This window comes from Streptomyces sp. NPDC048612 (assembly GCF_043199295.1).
In the GTDB taxonomy this organism is placed as follows: Bacteria; Actinomycetota; Actinomycetes; order Streptomycetales; family Streptomycetaceae; genus Streptomyces.
In genome coordinates, this window is record NZ_JBICVV010000020.1 from 1 (window position 1) to 19,888 (window position 19,888).

13 protein-coding genes are annotated in these 19,888 nt (G+C 74.2%); 5 read left to right on the forward strand and 8 right to left on the reverse strand.

Annotated features, from left to right (window positions below; all coding sequences use genetic code 11):
- The first annotated feature begins 340 nt into the window (after positions 1–340).
- Entirely contained in the window at positions 341–1,951 is a 1,611-nt protein-coding gene (locus tag ACGFN2_RS26105; RefSeq protein ID WP_393364443.1) for an FAD-dependent oxidoreductase, read from the forward strand.
- A 244-nt stretch (positions 1,952–2,195) separates the two neighbouring features.
- On the opposite strand, the gene ACGFN2_RS26110 is transcribed toward ACGFN2_RS26105, so the two are convergent.
- Genes ACGFN2_RS26110 through ACGFN2_RS26120 form a run of 3 tightly spaced genes read right to left on the reverse strand, consistent with a single transcriptional unit; the run spans position 2,196 to position 8,529 of the window.
- Positions 2,196–4,127: a helicase-associated domain-containing protein gene (locus ACGFN2_RS26110; protein ID WP_393364446.1), complete on the reverse strand. Its 1,932-nt coding sequence runs from the start codon at positions 4,125–4,127 to the stop codon at positions 2,196–2,198.
- A 14-nt stretch (positions 4,128–4,141) separates the two neighbouring features.
- Positions 4,142–5,590, reverse strand: coding sequence for an SWIM zinc finger family protein (locus ACGFN2_RS26115; RefSeq protein ID WP_393364449.1), 1,449 nt, complete (start codon positions 5,588–5,590; stop codon positions 4,142–4,144).
- Positions 5,587–8,529, reverse strand: coding sequence for a DEAD/DEAH box helicase (locus ACGFN2_RS26120; RefSeq protein ID WP_393364452.1), 2,943 nt, complete (start codon positions 8,527–8,529; stop codon positions 5,587–5,589). The genes ACGFN2_RS26115 and ACGFN2_RS26120 overlap by 4 nt, the downstream gene beginning before the upstream one ends.
- 468 nt (positions 8,530–8,997) lie before the next feature.
- Here ACGFN2_RS26120 and ACGFN2_RS26125 point away from each other — a divergent pair, with 468 nt between their 5' ends.
- Positions 8,998–10,554, forward strand: coding sequence for a UvrD-helicase domain-containing protein (locus ACGFN2_RS26125; protein WP_393364455.1), 1,557 nt, complete (start codon positions 8,998–9,000; stop codon positions 10,552–10,554).
- A gap of 46 nt (positions 10,555–10,600) precedes the next feature.
- Positions 10,601–10,915 (forward strand): DUF6343 family protein, encoded by a 315-nt coding sequence (locus ACGFN2_RS26130; RefSeq protein WP_393364458.1) that lies wholly within the window; start codon positions 10,601–10,603, stop codon positions 10,913–10,915.
- Between the two features lie 281 nt (positions 10,916–11,196).
- Here the strand turns inward: ACGFN2_RS26130 and ACGFN2_RS26135 are convergent, their stop codons facing one another.
- From ACGFN2_RS26135 to rpsA, 5 genes are all read right to left on the reverse strand, one after another.
- The gene (locus ACGFN2_RS26135) at positions 11,197–11,616 is read right to left on the reverse strand and encodes a tetratricopeptide repeat protein (RefSeq protein ID WP_362608124.1); all 420 of its coding nucleotides are present in this window, start codon (positions 11,614–11,616) and stop codon (positions 11,197–11,199) included.
- Positions 11,617–11,967: 351 nt separating this feature from the next.
- Positions 11,968–12,435, reverse strand: a complete 468-nt coding sequence (locus tag ACGFN2_RS26140) for a cupin domain-containing protein (RefSeq protein ID WP_393364461.1) — start codon at positions 12,433–12,435, stop codon at positions 11,968–11,970.
- A gap of 23 nt (positions 12,436–12,458) precedes the next feature.
- Entirely contained in the window at positions 12,459–13,049 is a 591-nt protein-coding gene (gene coaE / locus ACGFN2_RS26145) for a dephospho-CoA kinase (protein WP_362608125.1), read from the reverse strand.
- 174 nt (positions 13,050–13,223) lie between these two features.
- Positions 13,224–14,177 carry a PAC2 family protein gene (locus ACGFN2_RS26150; protein WP_362608127.1) on the reverse strand — a complete coding sequence of 318 codons (954 nt, stop codon included), beginning with the start codon at positions 14,175–14,177 and terminating at the stop codon, positions 13,224–13,226.
- A 334-nt stretch (positions 14,178–14,511) separates the two neighbouring features.
- Complete coding sequence (gene rpsA / locus ACGFN2_RS26155; protein ID WP_129296945.1) at positions 14,512–16,032, reverse strand: 30S ribosomal protein S1; 1,521 nt, start codon at positions 16,030–16,032, stop codon at positions 14,512–14,514.
- Between the two features lie 376 nt (positions 16,033–16,408).
- Between rpsA and ACGFN2_RS26160 the strand changes: the two genes are divergently transcribed.
- Positions 16,409–17,230 carry a class I SAM-dependent methyltransferase gene (locus ACGFN2_RS26160; RefSeq protein ID WP_393364465.1) on the forward strand — a complete coding sequence of 274 codons (822 nt, stop codon included), beginning with the start codon at positions 16,409–16,411 and terminating at the stop codon, positions 17,228–17,230.
- A gap of 45 nt (positions 17,231–17,275) precedes the next feature.
- Positions 17,276–19,885: an ATP-dependent helicase HrpB gene (hrpB, locus tag ACGFN2_RS26165; protein ID WP_393364468.1), complete on the forward strand. Its 2,610-nt coding sequence runs from the start codon at positions 17,276–17,278 to the stop codon at positions 19,883–19,885.
- Positions 19,886–19,888 lie beyond the last annotated feature (3 nt).

Genomic DNA, 19,888 nt, shown 5'->3' on the forward strand with positions numbered 1-19,888 from the left:
GGGGGGGGGGGGGGGGGGGGGGGGGGGGGGGGGGGGGGGGGGCCGGGGCCGTGGGTTTTTTTTTGTGGGGGCGGGGGGGGGGGGGGGGGCGGGGGCCCCCCCCCCCCCCCCGGGACCCACAACGCGCACAGCCACCGGCACCGCTGCGCTTCCTGCGGACCGCTTCCGCGTCCCTGCCGTCCTCGTTGGCGGCCACCTTCACGGCCTCCTTCACGGCCGCCACCGATGCCGTCATCGCCGCCGCTCGCCGACGTCCCCGACCGTATGCGGCACCGCCCTCCCTGGACGTGCCGCGCTTCCGCCGGGGAAGGGCGCGCCGCCGCCGAGAAAGGGACTGCCCATGAACGCGTTGAGCAGCAACGGGCTCGAGTTCACCCACCCTTACCTCGCCGTGGTGCTCGGCGGCGGCTTCACGGGCATGCTCGCCGCCGCGGCACTGTCCGGACACGCCGATGTCATCGTCGTGGAGCGGGACCGGCTGCCGCGGACGCCCAGCCTCCCCACGGACCTCCCGCAGGCCCGGCATGCGCAGCTGCTGACGGCGGACGGCACCCGGCTGATCGAGGCCCTGCTGCCGGGCAGCACCGCGCGCTGGTCGGCCGAGGGTGCCCGCCGGCTGCCGTTACCGGCGGAGTTCACCGGCCGCACCGCGAAGGGCCGGCCGGGCCGGGCGCGTTCGCGGTATCTGCTCGGCTGTTCCCGCGATCTGCTCGACCGGGTCGTGCGCCGGCAGGTGGCGGCCCTCCCGGGGGTGACCGTCCTCGACGGAACCGAGGCGACCGAGCTGACCGGCACCGCGGAGCACATCACCGGGGTGCGGGTCCGGGACACCACCAGCGGCGCCACCCACCTCCTGGACGCCGATCTCGTCGTCGACGCCACGGGCCGGCACGCCACCACCCGGGAGCGGCTGACCGCGCTGGGACTGCCCTCCGCGCACGAGGACGTGGTGGACTCCGGGATCGTCTCCGCGACCCGGATCTTCCGCGCCGTCGAGGGCGCGGAGCACATGCCGGTGCTCACCGCCCGTTCGGCGCTCACCGGCCCGCTGTCCGCCCCCGGTGCACCCCATCGCCCGGTGCCCGGGAGGACGGCGACGCTGGTGCCGATCGAGGGCGGACGCTGGCTGGTCACCCTCACCGGCACCGGGGACGAGCGGCCTTCCGAACACGCGGGCCGGTTCGCGCCGTTCGCCCGCCGCACGGGCCACTCCGTGATCGGCGACCTCATCGCCGGTGCCGAGCCGCTCAGCGAGGTGCGGCTGACCCGCGACGCCACGGACCGGCGGCGGCGCTATGAGCAACTGGCGTCCTGGCCTACGGGGTTCGTCGTTCTGGGCGGCGCCGTGGTCTCGCTCGGCCATGACTGCGGTCAGGGCCTGTCGCTCGCCGCCCATGGTGCCGCTGCGCTGCGCGGGGCCCTGCGGCGGCACGGGATGGACGAGCCGTCGCTCGCCCGGAAGGTGCAGCGGACCATCGGGCGCCTCGTCCAGGAGCCGTGGTCCGCGGCCACCGGCGAGCCGCTGTCCTCCCCCGCGGCCGGCCGGGCCGTCCGGCGCGCCTATGCCGACGTCCTCGCACCCGCCGCCCCCGCGGCCCCCTTCCTGCGCCCCGCTGCCGCACTCGGCCTGTTCCGGGGGACGACACGGTTGCGTCCCGCTGCCGGCGGTGCTCCGGGCCTGCCGGCCTCGCGCGGGCCGGCCCCGGCACCCCTGCCGGCAGCTCCCGGAGGCCCGTCCGCCGCCGGTCCACACAGCCCGGCCGCCCCGGCTCTCTCGGCGCGGCCGGCCGCGTACTCGGCCGCACCGCCCGCCCCGGGACAGCCTCCGGTCCCGCCCCGCCCTCCTGGCTCCGCACCCACCCCTTGGCGCCTCCCCCGCCCGCTCGGCTTCGGGCCGACGGCGCTGCGCCGGATCAACGGAGCGACCCGGCGGAAACCGGCCGACGACTGAGGACGGGGCCGTGGGCCGTCGCGAGGACGGCCCGCGTTGCCGGGAGGCGCGGGCCTCTCATCTGCGCGGCGGTGTCTGGCGTGCGCGTCGGTGCCCGGCGTGCGGCAGTCCCTGGCGTACGCCGGTCCTTGGCGTGAGTCGCTCTCTGACGCACCGCCGTCCCTGACGTGCGCCGGCCGACGCGAAGGTCCACCGGAGACACCGCCCTCCCGGTACACGGGAGGCGTGGTGCCCGGTCAACGGGTCATGCCCCGCCGGGATGTGCGGCCTCGCCGGGCGGCACCGGGACTCCCAGGAGGCGGTGGGCGAGGGCGAGCGGCGCCCGGTGGTCTCGGGTGGGGGCGAGTGCCGTGGCGCGGTGGGTGGGGAGGCGTTCGACGGTCGTGGTGCCGGTGTCGGATTCCAGGGCAGGTGCGTAGCCGGCGGCGCGCAGCGCGTCCAGGGTGACGGCCGGTGGCCGGGCGCTGACCAGGACGGTCGGGGCGATGGTGCGCAGCCCGAGGTCCTGGAGGGCGCGGTGGGCGGCGAGTTCCCCGATGAGGGCTTCGTCGTCGGAGCGGATGCAGCAGGCGGCGGGCAGCACCCGCATCCGGCCGTGGGCGCGGGCGGCGTCGCGGACGAGGTAGCCGAGCGGCTGCGGCAGGGTGCCGGCCGACGAGGCGCGGGTCAGGTCCTCCAGGAGGGTGTCGGCGGTGTGGCCGGCGTCGAGTGCGCGGCGTACGGAGACGGGGGTGAACCGCCAGGTCACGGCGTGGCCTTCGGACTCCCGGTCGGCCGCGGCGCCGAGCAGTGCGGCGAGCGCGGCGGCGGGGCGGCCGGGCACGACGGCGGTCAGGTCGGCCTGGAAGTGGGCCTGTTCGAGGAGCGGCGGCAGCAGGTCGGCGAGCGGCTCGTCCAGCGCCTGCGAGTCGGTGAGCAGGGCGCAGCCGAGCGGGGTGAGGGTGCCGTGGGCGGTCAGGCCCAGGTAGGCGGCTTCGTGGAGGGTGTGGGCGGCCCGTTCCCCGGCCATCGGCTGCTGGGTGACCGCCAGGGGGCGGTGCCAGTCCGCCGCCCGGAGGAGGTCCTTCCAGGGGGTGGGGCTGCCGGTGTCCTCTTCCGGTGGTGCGGTGAACGGCAGGGGCGGAAGAGGGCTTCCCGCCCCATGGGGGACGGTGGCGAGGGCGGCGAGGAGGGCGTGCCGGAGGGCGGGTGCGTGCCGGTCGTGCCCGCGGACGAGCGCGGTCGGGGTCTCGCCGAACGGGGTGTGGGTGGGGATGTCCCAGAGGCCCGGCCAGGCGGCCAGGACGGGGGCGAGGCGTGCGCCGGGCGGGCGGCCGAGCCAGTCGTCGTAGGCGGCGGTGGGGAGCGCGGTGATGCCGGACGGGGTGCGGGTCAGTGCGATCAGGTCGGCGGCGAGCGCCAGGTCGAGGAGGAGGCGGGTGTGCTCTTCGGTGGCGCCGGCCGTCTTGGCCAGCCGTTTGATCTCCCGTACGGCCAGACCGCCCGACTTGCGCAGCGCGGCGGGCTGCGTCGCGAGAGAGGCCAGCAGGCGGTCCAGGGTGGCGGCGAGGGTCGCCGCGGCGGCCCGGGACTCGTCGTGCGGGGAGGTCGGCGGGACGGCCGCGGCGGGCGTCGCGGCGTCGTCGGCGTCGTGCGGGGTGGTCGGCGGGGCGTCGGCGAGGAGCGGGCCGGGGTCGTGGGCGGCCAGGAGTTGGGGGGTGCGGGGCGGGACGACGATCGCACCGTCGTCGGCCGGCGCCGCGAGTCCGTCGTCGTAGAGGGCCTGCAGGGCGCTCTCGGCGGCGGTGCGGGGGCGGCCGGGCGCGGTGGCGCCGAGGGCGGCGAGGACGTCCTCGGGCGGGACGGGTTCGGTGGCCAGGTGGGCGAAGGACAGCCGGTGCGCCATCAGGGACTGGTAGTCGGCGCCCGGGGCGGGTGCGGCGGGGCCGGGGGCGGCGCGCCGGGCGCGCTCCTGGCTGATGCGGGCGGTGGCGGTGAGCACCTGGAGCCGGGGGTGGTCCAGGTGCAGCACCAGGTGGTGGAGGGTCTCGTAGGACCACAAGGCGCTTGCCAGGCCGCGCAGTTCGGTGGGGGCGGGCCGGCGGGCGAGCGGCTCGGCATGGCGGGTGAGGAGTGCGGCGAGCTGTTCGGGGGTGCGCTGGGCGAGGGACCGGGTGAGTGCGTCGAGACCTTCCACGGCGTCGAGGTTAGTCATCGGGCGAGCAGGGCGGTGACGGCGGCCACGGGGTCGGGGCCGGCCGGGCCGGTGGGCCACCAGTCGTCGCCGCCGGGCTCGGATTCGTACGGATACCAGCGGTGGTCGTGGCCGAAGCGGAGCTGGATGCCGCGGTCCGGGTCGGTGAGGTGGTTGTGGCGCGGGCGCAGGGACGGGAGGTCCGCGGCGAGGAGGGCGCTGCGGGCCCGGTCGAAGTCGCCGGCCGGGGGGTCCCACACGGTGTCGAGCAGGGCGAGGCCTTCGGGGCCGCCCTGCCGCCAGGCGGCGACGGAGCGGGCCACGTCCGTGGTCGTACGTCCGGCCGCCGCGGCGAGGTCACGGTAGAGGGCCCGGGTGGCGGAGGTCAGGCCGGCGGTGGGGTGGGCCGTGGTGGCGAGCAGTCGGATGGCGTCCTCCCATGGGGGCAGCGACGGGAACGGGCTGTGGACGGCCGGGCGCCCTCCCGAGGAGCTTGCGGCGGACACGCAGGCGTGGGCGCGGGCGGCGGCGTCGGCCGCCACGAAGGCGAGGGCGGCGGGGGCGAAGGGCAGGCCGTCGCCGTCCGGCAGGGTGGGCGGCCCGCCGGGCTGCGGGGGCGCCGGCAGAGGGTGCGGGAGCGGCGGGCGGGGACGGTCGGCGAGGGCCGCCTTGGCCAGGACGCCCCGCGGCGGCGTCCCCAGTGCCGCACCCTCGCCGGGTGCGGCACCGGGGGCCGCCTCAGCAGCCCTTCCCGTGGCGGCAGTTGGCGTCGCTCCGTCGGTCCCGGGCCCCGGTCCGTGTGGGGGCGGCGGGGTGGCGGCGGAGGTGTGGGCGCGGGCTTCGTGGGCGGTGCGGGCGGCGTTGCGGCGGGAGAGGTCGTCGAGGAGTTCGCGTTCGCCGCGGCCGCGCATCAGCAGCAGGACGAACGGGTCCGCGTCCAGGAGGCGGGCGACCTGGAAGCAGAGCGCGGCGGCGTGTTTGCAGGGTCTGCCGTGGTCGGGGCACGAGCAGCGGGGAACGAGATCCCCGGGCCCGGGAAGGAGACGCGGGTCGTGGTCGGCCAGCGCCCGGGGCAGTTTCTTGGCCAGCAGGGCAGTCAGCCGGTCGGGCTCCGCGGCGATGGCGTCCAGGAGGCCGTCCCACTGCTGGTCGTTGAGGGTCCGGAGGCGGATGTCGGCGCTGTAGGGGCGGGGTCTGCTGCCCCGTACGGTGGCGATGACGCGGCCCGGGGTGATGTTGATGGTGTCGACGTGGCCGTCGCGGGCGTAGGTGCGGCCGCGGGCGAGCCGGGCGCTGTCGAGGGCGGTGGTCTCCAGGGCGTCCAGCCAGGCGCTGCCCCACCAGGATTCGGCGAACAGGCCCCGGGCGCCGGGCCGGGCCGGCAGGGGCGGGAAGGTACGCGAGCGGTCCGCGCGGGCCATCCGGTCTGCGGCGGCGGCGCGCCCGGAGGTGCGGTTGGGGTTCATCCGGGCCTCCTGAGGGAGACGAGATCGGCCAGTGCGGCATCGGACAGCTCGGTGAGCGCGGTCTCGCCGCCGGAGAGCACGGCGTCGGCGAGCGCTCTCTTGGCGCTGAGGAGTTGGGCGATGTTGTCCTCGACCGTGCCCTCGGCGATGAGCCGGTGGACCTGTACGGGCTGCGTCTGGCCGATGCGGTAGGCGCGGTCGGTGGCCTGCTCCTCCACGGCCGGGTTCCACCAGCGGTCGTAGTGGATGACGTGTCCGGCGCGGGTCAGGTTCAGGCCGGTGCCCGCCGCCTTGAGGGACAGCAGGAAGACCGGGGCGTCCCCCGACTGGAAGCGGTCGACCATGCGCTCCCGTTCGGCGACGGGGGTGCCGCCGTGCAGGAGCTGTGCCGGGATGCCGCGGGCGGCCAGGTGCCGTTCGAGGAGCCGTGCCATGCTCACGTACTGGGTGAAGACCAGGGTGGCGCCGCCCTCGGCGAGGATGGTGTCCAGGAGTTCGTCGAGGAGTTCGAGCTTGCCTGAGCGGGCGGCGAGGCCGGGCGCGGCCTCCTTGAGGTACTGCGCGGGGTGGTTGCAGATCTGCTTGAGAGCGGTGAGCAGCTTCATGACCAGGCCGCGGCGGGCGATGCCCTCGGCGGTCTCGATCCGGGTGAGGGTCTCGCGGACGACGGCCTGGTAGAGCGCGGCCTGTTCGCGCCCCAGTGCCACCGGGTGGTCCGTCTCCGTCTTGGGCGGGAGTTCGGGCGCGATGCCCGGGTCGGACTTCTTGCGGCGCAGGATGAACGGGCGCACCAGCCGGGCCAGCCGCTCGGCCGCCGCCGGGTCCTCACCGCCCTCGACCTCACGGGCGTGCAGGGCGCGGAACGTCTTCAGGGGACCGAGGAGCCCGGGGGTCGTCCAGTCGAGAAGGGCCCACAGCTCGGAGAGGTTGTTCTCCACGGGCGTGCCGGTGAGGGCGATCCGGGCGGGCGCCTTGATGGCGCGCAGGGCCCGGGCCGTCGAGGAGTGCGGGTTCTTCACGTGCTGGGCCTCGTCGGCGACGACCCAGGCCCAGGACCGCCCGGCCAGTTCGGTGGCGCTGCTGCGCATCGTCCCGTAGGTGGTCAGCACGAAGCCGCCGTCGAGGCCGTCGAGGCTGCGGCCGGCACCGTGGAAGCGGCGTACCGGCGTGCCGGGGGCGAAGCGCTCGATCTCGCGCTGCCAGTTGCCCAGCAGGGAGGCCGGGCAGACGACGAGGACCGGTGCGCCCGGCCGCCGGTGCAGATGGAGGGCGATGACGGTGACGGTCTTGCCCAGGCCCATGTCGTCGGCGAGGCATCCGCCGAGGCCGAGGGAAGTCATGGTGTCGAGCCAGGCCATGCCCCGTAGTTGGTAGTCACGGAGGGTGGCCCGTAGTCCGGGCGGCTGGGGCAGGGGGGCGGTCTCGCGGGTGAGGCGGGCACGCAGCGCGGCGAGGGCGCCCTGGGGCACCACCTCGACCTCCTCACCGTCCACCTCGGTGGTGCCGTGGAGGGTCGCGGCGAGCGCGTCGGCGGGCTCCAGGTAGCCCAGTTCACGCTTCCGGGCCTTACGGACGAGCGCGGGGTCCACCAGGACCCACTGGTCGCGCAGCCGGACGACGGGGCGGTGCGCCTCGGCGAGGGCGTCCATTTCCGCCTCGGTCAGCGGCACCCCGTCCATCGCCAGCTGCCAGCGGAACTGCAGCAGTTCGTCCGTGTCGAAGAAGCCGAAGCCGTCCGCGGCCGAACCCGGTGCCGGACGCAGCACCGCTGCGGCGGTCAGGCCACGGGCGAGTTCCTTGGGCCAGTGGACGGCCACTCCCGCCGCGCCCAGACGGGGCGCGGCCTCTCCCAGCAGTTCGTACAACTCGTCCTCGCCGAGCGGCAGTACGTCGGGGACCGGCCGCTCCAGGAGACGGGTGAGCGGGGGCCAGACGCGGGCGGCGCGGCGCAGGGCGAGGAGGGTGTCGACCCGTGAGCGGGGTCCGAAGTGCTCGGGGCCTTCGCCTTCCCACAGGTCGCGGGCGTCGGCGATCAGGGTGAGGTCGGTGAGGCTCTGCACCTGGAGGACGGCGGCCGCCGCACTGCGCTCTTCGGCAGTGCCGGCCCCGTGCTCCCCCACCGTGTCGAAGAGCTTGTGCGGGGCGAGGTCGAGGCGCAGGGAGAGCCGCACGCCCGCGTCGATACCGGCGGCGACCTCGGCGGCCCAATCCCGGGCGCCGGGGAGGTGCTGGGGCGCGCTCGCGGTGAACGGGGCACCGGCCACCAGCCCGGCGGCGGGAGTACGGGGCAGCGCGTCGACGACGGCGTCCACGTAGCGCCGCACCAGGCCCGCGGGGTCGGCGAGCTGAAGGGGCCGACTATCGGGGAGCGGCACGGCGTGGGCGGCGGCGGGCATGGCGGCGGCGATGGCCCGGAGGTGCGCGATGTCCTCGGGGTCGAGCGGTCCTGCACGCCAGGCGTCGACGTCCTGGAGGGTCAGTCCGGGCAGCATCCGGCCGCGGGCGGCGAGGTGCAGCGCGTGCAGGGTGGCCGCGCCCCAGCAGGCGGCGGCCGGATGAGCCGCCGGGTCGTGGCGGGCCCGGACCAGCAGGGGGACGGCCTCGGCCACCGGAAGCAGCAGGGCGGGGACCGTACGGCTGCGGGCCCCGTTTCCGTGGCGACGCGCGACGGTCAACGTCCCCGGCTCGGCGGCGGCATCCCCGCCTGACATCCCGCCTTCGCCGCCCCCACCAGCGAGATCAGGGAGCGGGCCGCCGTCCGGGCGCCAGAAGGCGATCTTCCCGGCACGTGGCAGCTGGGCGGGCAGGAAGACCGCGGCGCAGTCGGCCAGGGCGGCACCGCCGATGCCGTGACCTTCCGCAGATCCTTCGGGCAGGGCCGCGGACAGCCCGTCCGGCGGCCGGCTCTCCCCCGCTGCCGTCTCCCACCGCCTCGCCATGCCATCCCTAACCGCTCGGTCGTTCCACCCCGGCCGCGACACCCTCCGCACCTGCCGCGCCCGCTCTGCTGCTGCGCCCCCGACCTGCGAGTCTACGGTCGCACCCACTGCGTCTCCTGCGCCCCTCTCCCACATCTGCGCCCTCCTCCGAACACCCCGTGCAGGGCATCACCGGACGGCCCGGCTCTCCCGCTCGGGAAGAGCACACCTAGCGCGCCCCGCCTGCTGACGCCGGCCTCCCGCAGCGGCCGCACCGCCCCGGCCTGCCGACGATCACCAGCCCCGTCCGCATCCCGACTCCGATAGAAGCAGACAGCACTGACAACGCCTCCGACCTGCGTCTTCCGCACACCCGGCCAGGTTTTCCACAGGCCGCGAAAATTTCCTCGCCCGCACCGCGAAATCCGCTACGGTCAGTGACGTCATCACTCTCAGTGATCAACTAGCCGACTTCGGTGAGGAGCTCTCATGTACACGCCCACACACACGCCCACACACGAACAAGCTGCCGCGAGAGAGGCTTTCCCGACCGGCGCGCATCTCGTGATCCAGGCCGGCGCCGGGACCGGCAAGACGACGACCCTCGCCCTGCTCGCCCGCACCGCGCGGCGGCAGGGCCGGCGGGGCCGGTATCTCGCCTTCAACAGAGCCGTCGCGCGTCAGGCCGCCCGGTCCTTCCCCTCACAGGTGGCCTGCGGAACCGCCCACGCCCTCGCCTACACCGCCCTGGGCAGGGACTTTCAGGCTCGGATGAACGCCCCTCGGCAAGCAGGATGGCGCACGGGCGCCGCCCTCGGCATCGACGAGGAGATGTCCGTACGCCTCGGAGCCCGCAAGGTCACCCACAGGGCGCTCTCCCACACGGTCCTGCGCACCGTCACCCGCTTCTGCCAGTCCGCCGACAAGGAGATCGCGCCGCACCACGTCCCGCCCCTGCGCGGCGCCGAAGCCGAGCCGCTGCATGCCCGGCTCACCGAACTCACCCTCCCCTACGCGCGCAAGGCCTGGGCCGACCTGCAGCACCCCGACCACGGCGTGGTCCGCTTCGAGCACGACCACTACCTGAAGATGTGGGCGCTGCGCGACCCCGTCATCCCGGCGGACTTCCTGCTCCTCGACGAGGCACAGGACACCAATCCCGTGGTCGAGCAGGTCTTCACGGCCCAGCGCGATCACGCCCAGCTGGTGCTGGTCGGGGACTCCGCCCAGGCCATCTACGGCTGGCGCGGCGCCCGCGACATCATGACCGGCTTCGACGGCAGACAGCTCAGCCTCTCCCACTCGTTCCGCTTCGGGCCATCGCTCGCCTCCGAGGCCAACCGCTGGCTCGCGATCATCGGCGCACCGATCCGGCTCACGGGTTCACCTGGCCTGGAGACCGAGCTGGGCACCGCCCGCGCGCCGGACGCGATCCTCTGCCGGACCAATGTGGGAGCCATGGTCGAGGTGATACGGCAGCTGGACGCGGGACGCCGGGTCGCATTGGCCGGCGACGGGGCAGCACTCAGCGCCCTCACCCGGGCCGCACACACCCTTGAGTCCGGGCACCGGACGGCCCACCCCGAGCTGATGCTCTTCGCGACCTGGGGCGAGCTGCGCGAGTACGCGGAATTCGACCCGGCGGGCCGGGACCTGCTGCCACTGGTGGAGCTCGCCGACGAGCACGGCACGGAGGCGTTGCTGTGCGCCCTGGACCGGCTCTCCCCCGAGGACTCCGCCGAGGTGACGGTGTCCACGGTCCATCGGGCCAAGGGCCGGGAGTGGGCGCGCGTGCGCATCGCGGACGATTTCACCGGCCCCGACGACCTCGACGAACGCGACGAGAGCGGCGCCCCGGTCCCCGGCCCCATCGACCTCGACGAGGCGCGCCTGGCCTACGTCGCCGTGACCCGCGCCCGCTCACTGCTCGACATCGGCGGCCTCTCATGGATCAACAGCCACCCGGCCGGCGACCCCCGCCCCACGGCCAGGAAGCCCGAGGAGCAGGAGGTGAAATCTAGGGAAAGAGGTGCCGGGGACTGGTGACTGGCTCATCGAACGGGAGGATTCTGGAGGTGGGAGATGGGTTCCGATGCGTACGGGAAATGAGCCCCTTCAGGCACGCAGCCCGCTGAAGATTCGCTGTGGGCTAGCTCTGTGGGGATTGCTGTGGGCGATCGCCGGAGCCGTGGCCCTCGGCAACGCCGGCAGGCCGGAATGGACCGCCGCGTGTGCCGCACTGGCACTGGTGGCACTCACGGACCTGGCGATGGTGATCCACCACATCCGCCAGGGACCGCACTACCAGCCCGGCAAGGACATACCGCCCTACGCCCCTGACCGAGGCCGGAACAACGCGTTCGGCATACGCAACGGCACCGGCCGGAGACGGGGAACCAGGCCGTAGAACTGCGGCGGAGCGCTCCGAGTGCCGTGGCGACGCGCCCCCAGACGGTGACCGAGCGCGGAGACGGACGAAGGTGCACGGCGAGCCGGGCAATGCTGGGCCGAGCGGGGCAAGCGGCACGGAGAGCCGAGCACCACTGACCGGGCGAGAGGCACATACCGGGCGAGCGCTCGGAGGCACCCACGCGGCCAGCGCTCCTGGCCAGGGGCCCGGCGGCCCCCCTGGTAGCGTGCACAACGCACCCTACAAGGACGGACGTTCACGCGAACGCCCCCAGGCAGCTACTGCGAATCGCGGTCCGGGTCACCGGGGTCGCGGTCACCGTCGCCGTCGCCGGTGTCACGTGCGAAGCGTGCGGCTTCGATGAACTCCGGGCGTGGCTCCAGAGCCGCGGCCAGTCGGAAGTGGCGCAGGGCCTCCTCGGACCGGTCGGCGCGTTCCAGGGTGCGGCCGAGCGCGAAGTGCGCGAAAGCGTTGTCGGGTTCGCGCTCCAGCACGATCTGGAACTCAAGTTCCGCAGGACGCAGTTGAGCGGAGAGAAAGAAGGCACGGGCGCGCAGCAGTCGGGCCGCGGTGTTCTCGGGGTGCGCAGCGATGACCGAGTCCAGCAGCTGGATCGCGCCCCGCGGGTCGCGGGCCGCCAACAGGTGCTCCGCGGCACGGAAGTCGATGACATGCGTCTCGGGGCTGCTCTCGGGCACGGTCTGCTCCTCTCCGTCGCCGTCGGGAGATCCATCAGTTGCGGACCGTACGGCGTTGCCTGGGCACAACAAACCCATCGATCCCGGCATTCCCTGGTCGCCACGGCCTCAACCAGCCCGGCGGACACCCCCCGTATGACGCCCTCACCACGTGCCGAGGAAGAGGGCCGACCTGGCCACAGGGCGAGGGGCCTAACGGGCCGACGAGGCCGACGAGGCCGACGAAGAGGGCCGGCGCGAGGACGAGGAGGAGACGGCGGTAGTGGAGGAGGCGGGTGGGCTGGGGAGGGGAGGGGGCCCCAGCCAGGCCACCCCTCAACCCCCACCGCTACAGCCTGCCCCGCCACACCGCTACAAGCTGATGTGGTACGCCTTGCGCAGAGTCTCGTGGACGGTCCACCGGGTGCGGTCGCCCTCGCGCAGGACGCAGGCGTCACCGGGGCCGACCTCCAGCACCGGGCCGCCCTCGACCTCGATGGTGGCTCGGCCGCTGACGACCACGAACAGCTCATTGGCCTCGGTGTCCGTCACCACGCCCGGAGTGATCTGCCAGATGCCCCGGATCTGCCGGCCGTCGGGGGCCTCCCACAGCACCTTGCCCGTCACCACCGGTTCGCCGGAGACGATCTGGAACGGGTCCAGGGGGTCCGGCTCCAGATCCTCGTCCGCGATGCCCGGGATGTTGACCACGAACGAAGCGGGCGCCGGGTCCCCAGCAGAGGAGGACCCGGCGCCGGCTGCGGTACCGGAGCCGGGCTCGGCGGTGCGGACGGGCGCTATGTCAGGGGTGTTGGCGTCAAGGCCGGAAGCAGCAGTCATGGCGGCGAGGGTACCGTCCGCCCTCAGGCGGCTCGCAGGCGCTCCCACACGGCGCGGACCTGGGGTTCCAGCGCCTCCAGCGGCCCGTCGTTGTCGATGACGAGATCCGCGACCGCCAGCCGCTGTCCGCGGGTGGCCTGGGCCGCCATCCGCGACTTCGCCTCGTCCTCCGCCATGCCGCGCAGGCGCACCAGGCGGTCCAGTTGAGTCGGTGGGGCGGCGTCGACGACCACCACCAGGTCGTACAGCGGTGCCAGCCCGTTCTCCGTCAGCAGCGGCACGTCGTGCACCACCACCGCGTCCGGGCCCGCCGAGGCCTCGAGTTCGGCCGACCGTGCCCCGACCAGCGGGTGCACGATCGCGTTCAGCGCCTTGAGCTTCTCGGGGTCGGAGAACACGATCCCGCCCAGCTTCGGCCGGTCCAGCGTGCCGTCCGGCGCGAGGATCTCGTCCCCGAACTCCTCGACCACTGCCGCCAGTCCGGGCGTTCCCGGCTCGACGACCTCGCGTGCGATCTTGTCCGCGTCCACGATCACGGCGCCGTACGACGCCAGCAAGCGCGAAACCTCGCTCTTGCCCGCGCCGATTCCGCCGGTCAGCCCCACCTTCACCATGAGCCCACGCTATACGCTGCGCCCGAACGGCAGGAGACCACGGCAGGTTCAACCCCCCACCGGCTCAAGGCCTCACCGTTTCAGACCCCGGCCGGTGCAAGCCTCCACCACTTCAGCCCCCACCCAGCGCAGGCCCCCACCACTTCAGCCCCACCCGAAGCAGCCCCCGGTGCCTCAGCCCCCACTCGCCCCGCCATCCCCCTCCCGCTCCGCGAGAAAGCGCTCGAATTCCCTGCCGATCTCGTCGGCCGACGGCAGTTCCGCGGGCTCGGCCACCAGGTTCCCCCGGCTCTCCGCCCCGGCCACCGCGTCGTACTGGTGCTCCAGCCCGCTGACCAGCGCGACCAGTTCCTCGTCGCCCTCCGAGATCTGGCGCTCGATCTCCTCCTGCGTCCGCAGCGCCTCCGTACGCAGCGCATGCGCGGCGCCCGGCAGCACCAGGCCGGTCGCGGCCGTCACCGCCTCCAGAGCGGTCAGCGCGGCGTCCGGGTATGCGGAGCGGGCGATGTAGTGCGGGACATGCGCCGCCACCCCCAGGACATCGTGTCCCGCCTCCGCCAGCCGGAACTCGATCAACGCCTCCGCGCTTCCGGGCACCTGCGCCTCGTCGAAGAAGCCGCCGTGGCCCGGCATCAGATCGGTGCGGTTGCCGTGCGGGGTGAGGCCCACGGGGCGGGTGTGCGGGACGCCCATGGGGATGCCGTGGAAGTTCACCGAGAGCCGCACGCCCAGCCGCTCCACCATCTCCTGCACGGCGCCCGCGAAACGCTCCCACTCGACATCCGGTTCGGGTCCGGACAGCAGCAGGAACGGTGCGTCGGTGGTGTCCCGTACGAGCCTCAGTTCGATGCGCGGGGTCTCGTACGCCGTCCAGCGGCTGCGCTCGAAGGTGAGCAGGGGGCGGCGGGAACGGTAGTCGACGAGACGGTCGTGGTCGAAGCGGGCGACGACCTCGTTCGGCAGGCCGTCGAGCAGCCGCTCCACGATCTGGTCGCCCGTCTCACCGGCGTCGATGTACCCGTTGAAGTGGTACAGCAGCACCAGTCCGGCGGAGTCCCTGGAGGCCAGCGCCTCGACCTCCGCGAGCCCGCTCGGCTCCCATTCGTACAAACCCTGGGCATCCAACACAGTGACCGCTCCTTCTCGTTCTCATGAGCGGCAACACACGGCCCGGCACAGTCATTCCCCGCGCCGCGGATGACCCGGCGCCGCGGAGACACCCCGCCCCACCGCGCGCACCGCCCGCCCCGCACCGGAGCCGGTCCCCCACCGCTCCTCCCCGCCTCCGGAGGCACCGTTCGTTGCGTCAACTCCCCCGCACGGACGGGAAGTTCCCCTTCCGCTCTCCTGGCCGCCCCGGGACCCGCCTCCGGGCACGACGAAGGCCCGCTCCCCCGGAGGGGAACGGGCCTTCGCCTATGGGCTAGTGCCTAGCAGCGCGCACGCTGCCGTGGGCGCAAGCTCAGCTCTGGCCGCCGGCCAGCTTCTCGCGGAGCGCGGCGAGGGCCTCGTCCGACGCCAGGGCGCCGGAGTTGTCCGCCGACTCCGAGGAGTAGGAGCCGCCGCCGCCGGCGTTGCCGCCGCCGGTCTGGCCGCCACCCTGCGCCGCCGGTGCCGCGGCACCCTCGGCCGCAGCCTGCTCGTCGGCCTCGCGGGACTTGATGACCTGAGCCTGGTGCTGCTCGAAGCGCTGCTGCGCCTCGGCGTACTGGTTCTCCCAGGCCTCGCGCTGGGTCTCGTAGCCCTCGAGCCAGTCGTTGGTCTCGGGGTCGAAGCCCTCGGGGTAGATGTAGTTGCCCTGGTCGTCGTAGGACGCGGCCATGCCGTACAGGGTCGGGTCGAACTCGACCGCCGACGGGTCGGCACCGAAGGACTCGTTGGCCTGCTTCAGCGAGAGGCTGATGCGACGGCGCTCGAGGTCGATGTCGATGACCTTGACGAAGATCTCGTCGTTGACCTGGACGACCTGCTCCGGGATCTCCACGTGGCGCTCGGCCAGCTCGGAGATGTGGACCAGGCCCTCGATGCCCTCGTCGACGCGCACGAACGCACCGAAGGGAACGAGCTTGGTGACCTTACCCGGGACGACCTGACCGATCTGGTGGGTCCGGGCGAACTGCTGCCACGGGTCTTCCTGGGTGGCCTTGAGCGACAGGGAGACGCGCTCGCGGTCCATGTCGACGTCCAGGACCTCGACCGTGACCTCCTGGCCGACCTCGACGACCTCGGAGGGGTGGTCGATGTGCTTCCAGGACAGCTCGGAGACGTGGACGAGACCGTCGACGCCGCCCAGGTCCACGAAGGCACCGAAGTTGACGATGGAGGAGACGACGCCGGAGCGCACCTGACCCTTCTGGAGGGTGGTGAGGAAGGTCTGGCGGACCTCGCTCTGGGTCTGCTCCAGCCAGGCACGGCGGGACAGGACCACGTTGTTGCGGTTCTTGTCCAGCTCGATGATCTTGGCCTCGAGCTCCTTGCCCACGTAGGGCTGCAGGTCGCGGACGCGGCGCATCTCGACCAGGGAGGCCGGGAGGAAGCCACGGAGGCCGATGTCGAGGATGAGACCACCCTTGACGACCTCGATGACGGTACCGGTGACGATCCCGTCCTCTTCCTTGATCTTCTCGATGGTGCCCCAGGCGCGCTCGTACTGGGCACGCTTCTTCGAGAGGATCAGGCGGCCTTCCTTGTCCTCCTTCTGGAGGACCAGGGCCTCGATCTCGTCACCGACGGCAACGACCTCGTTGGGGTCGACGTCGTGCTTGATCGAGAGCTCGCGGCTCGGGATGACGCCTTCGGTCTTGTAACCGATGTCGAGCAGGACCTCGTCCCGGTCGACCTTCACGATGACGCCGTCGACGATGTCGCCGTCGTTGAAGTACTTGATCGTCTCGTCGATCGCGGCGAGGAAAGCTTCCTCGTTACCGATGTCGTTGACCGCAACCTGCGGGGTGGTGGCGGTGGTCTCGGTGCTGCTCGTCATGTGGGAAAGGGCTCCGGTACGGACATTGAAGTCGTAGGTACTGCTACGCCGAGAGCCCGTATCGCCTCTGCATAAGCCGGACAGTGTGAAGGGCGAATCCGGGAGAAGCTCGCAGATGCACAGCATCCGGAACGATCCGAAACGCCTCAAACCGAGGGGACATACATACAGATGCGAGCGCGGCCTGCTCCGTCTGAGGCGCGCAAGCCCGCAGCGCAACTTGTAGCATACGGGGGCAGCCGGACCCGGTCAATGCGCGAACGCGCACACCCGGGGCGGAAAGCCCCATAACCGGCACACGCGATGTTCCGCGAGGTCGAACGGCCTCACAGTCCCTGCAGCGACAAGCAGAGCACAGACTACGACGACGGGCGCGATGAACCAAGACCACGAGCCCGAGGCGACCCGCCGTCACGCCTCGGACACCGAAAGCAGCCGGGCCAGCCGTGGGTGGTGGGACCGCAACGCCGACGAGTACCAGAGTGAGCACGGCGCGTTCCTCGGGGACGACCGGTTCGTCTGGGGCCCTGAGGGGCTGGACGAGGCGGACGCCGCGCTGCTGGGGCCGGCCGCCGAGCTGAAGGGACGGCGCGTCCTGGAGATCGGGGCCGGCGCGGCGCAGTGTTCCCGCTGGCTGGCGGCGCAGGGCGCGCTCCCCGTGGCGCTGGACCTCTCGCACCGGCAGCTCCAGCACGCGCTGCGGATCTCCGGCGGGACGGCGGACGACGCCCCCGCGCTGGTGGAGGCGGACGCCGGGGCGCTGCCGTTCCGCGACGGCAGCTTCGACCTCGCGTGCTCCGCCTATGGGGCGCTGCCGTTCGTCGCCGAGCCGGTACGGGTGCTGCGTGAGGTGCGCCGGGTGCTGCGGCCGGGCGGCCGGTTCGTCTTCTCCGTGTCCCACCCCGTCCGGTGGGCCTTCCCCGACGAGCCGGGGCCCGAGGGGCTGTCCGTGGGGGCCTCGTACTTCGACCGCACCCCCTATGTGGAGCAGGACGAGTCCGGCCGGGCCGTATATGTCGAGCACCACCGGACGCTGGGTGACCGGGTGCGGGACGTGGTGGCCGCCGGGTTCCGGCTGGAGGATCTCGTCGAGCCGGAGTGGCCCGACTGGAACACCCAGGAGTGGGGCGGCTGGTCCCCGCTGCGCGGGCATCTGATCCCGGGGACGGCGATCTTCGTGTGCACGGCGGCGGCTTAGGGGCTCCCGCCCCGGCGGTGTGTCCCGGGGCGGCAGACTGGGGGCGTGATCCGTCGTGACGCCCTTGACCAGCTGCCCGTCCGTACCGCTCTGCCCGCGCTGCGCGCCGCCCTCGACGGGCCCGGGAGCGCGGTGCTGTGCGCCCCGCCGGGTACCGGCAAGACGACGCTGGTGCCGCTGGATCTGGCGGGTCTGACAGGTAAGGGGCCCAAGCGGCGGGTGCTGGTGGCCGAACCGCGCCGGATGGCGGCCCGTGCGGCCGCGCGGCGGATGGCCTGGCTGCTGGGCGAGGAGGTCGGTACGGGGTCCGCCCCCGCGCAGGGCTGGGGGCCGGTGGGGTTCACGGTGCGGGGAGAGCGGCGGGCCGGGCCGCGGACCGCCGTGGAGGTGGTGACCACCGGCGTGCTGCTGCAGCGGCTGCAGCGCGATCCGGAGCTGGCCGGGGTCGATGTGGTGGTGCTCGACGAGTGCCATGAGCGGCATCTCGACGCCGATACCGCCGCGGCGTTCCTCCTGGACGTACGGGAGACCCTGCGCCCCGAACTGCGGCTGGTGGCGGCGTCCGCCACCACGGACGCGGAGGGGTGGGCGCGGCTGCTGGGCGGGGCGCAGGGGGCCGCGCCGGTGGTCGAGGCGGCGGGCGTGTCGCATCCCGTGGAGGTGGTGTGGGCGCCGCCGGAGCGGGCGGTGCGGCCGGCGCACGGGACGCGTGTCGATCCGGCGCTGCTGACGCATGTGGCGGGAGTGGTGCGGCGGGCGCTGCGGGAGCGGGCGGGCGATGTGCTGTGTTTCCTGCCGGGAGTCGGGGAGATCGGGCGGGTCGCCGGGGAGCTGGCCGGGGTGGACGCCGAGGTGCTGCAGGTGCACGGGCGGGCGCCGGCCGAGGTGCAGGACGCCGTGCTGGCGGGCGGGAACGGGGTACGGCGGGTGGTGCTGGCGACGTCGGTGGCGGAGTCCAGCCTGACCGTGCCGGGGGTGCGGGTGGTGGTGGACAGCGGGCTGGCGCGGGTGCCGCGGACGGATCATGCGCGGGGGCTCAGTGCGCTCACCACGGTGCGGGCGTCCCGGGCGGCGGGCCGGCAGCGCGCCGGCCGGGCGGGGCGTCAGGCACCGGGTGCGGTGTACCGCTGCTGGCCGGAGGGGGAGGACGGGCGGCTGCCGGCCTTCCCCGATCCGGAGATCAGGGTCGCCGATCTGACGGCGTTCGCGTTGCAGGCGGCCTGCTGGGGCGATCCGGCGGCCGGTGGTCTGGCGCTACTCGACGCGCCGCCGGCCGGGGCCATGGCCGCGGCCCGGGAGGTGCTGACGGCGATCGGCGCGGTGGACGGGGACGGCCGGGCGACGGAGCGGGGCGTCCGTATGGCGCGGCTCGGACTGCATCCGCGGCTGGCGCGTGCCCTGCTGGACGGGGCGCAGGAGGCCGGGGTGCGGCGCGCGGCGGAGGTGGTCGCCCTGTTGAGCGAGGAGCCGCCGCGGGCCTATGGGGACGATCTGGCGGCCGCGTGGCGTACCGCGCGGCGGGGCGGTGACGCGTACGGGGCGCGGTGGCGGCAGGAGGCGCGGCGGCTGGCGTCGGCGGCCGGGTCGGGCGCGGGCGACGGGCGCGGGACCGGAGCGCCGCTCACGGAGGACGCCGTGGCGGGTCTGGTGGCCGCGCTGGCGTTTCCGGAGCGGGTGGCCCGGGCGCGTGGGGCCGGGAGTTACCTCATGGCGTCCGGGACCGGCGCCGAACTGGCCGGGGCGCGGGCCGGCCGGGGGGACCGGGCGGGCGCTTCGGGCGCGGGGGCCGGTTCGGGGCTGCGGGACGCGGAGTGGCTGGCGGTGGCGGTGGCGGACCGGCCGGTGGCGTCCGCGTCGGCGCGGGTGCTGCTGGCGGCGGTGATCGACGAGGGGACGGCCCGGGCGGCGGCGCCGGCGTTGTACGCGTCGGGTGAGGAGGTGCGCTGGGCGGACGGGGATGTGGTGGCCCGGCGGGTGTCCCGGCTGGGGGCGATCGAGCTGGCGGCGCGGCCGCTGTCGGCGCCCGATCCGGGTCTGCTGCGGGACGCGGTGGTGGCGGGTCTGCGGCGGGAGGGGCTCGGGCTGCTGCGGTGGCCGGAGGCCGGGGTGGCGTTGCGGCAGCGGATGGGGTTCCTGCACCGGGAGCTGGGCGCGCCGTGGCCGGATGTGTCGGATGCGGCGCTGCTGGGGTGCGTCGAGGAGTGGCTGGGGGTGGAGCTCGGGCGGGCGCGGCGGCGCGCCGATCTGGAGCGGGTCGACGCGGGGCAGGCGCTGTCCCGGCTGCTGCCGTGGGCGACCGGCGAGGCGGCCCGGTTCGACGAGCTGGCGCCGGAGCGGATCGAGGTGCCGAGCGGTTCACGGGTGCGGGTGGACTACGGGGGTGCGCAGCCGGTGCTGGCGGTGAAGCTGCAGGAGCTGTTCGGCCTGCAGGAGTCGCCGCGGGTGGCCGGCGGGCGGGTGCCGGTGCTGGTGCATCTGCTGTCGCCCGCGGGGCGGCCGGCCGCCGTCACGGCCGATCTCGCCTCGTTCTGGCGGGACGGCTACCGGTCGGTGCGTGCGGAGTTGCGCGGCCGCTATCCGAAGCATCCCTGGCCGGAGGACCCTTCGACGGCGGAGCCGACCCGGCACACGTCGGCGCGGCTGCGGCGGGGCTGAGCG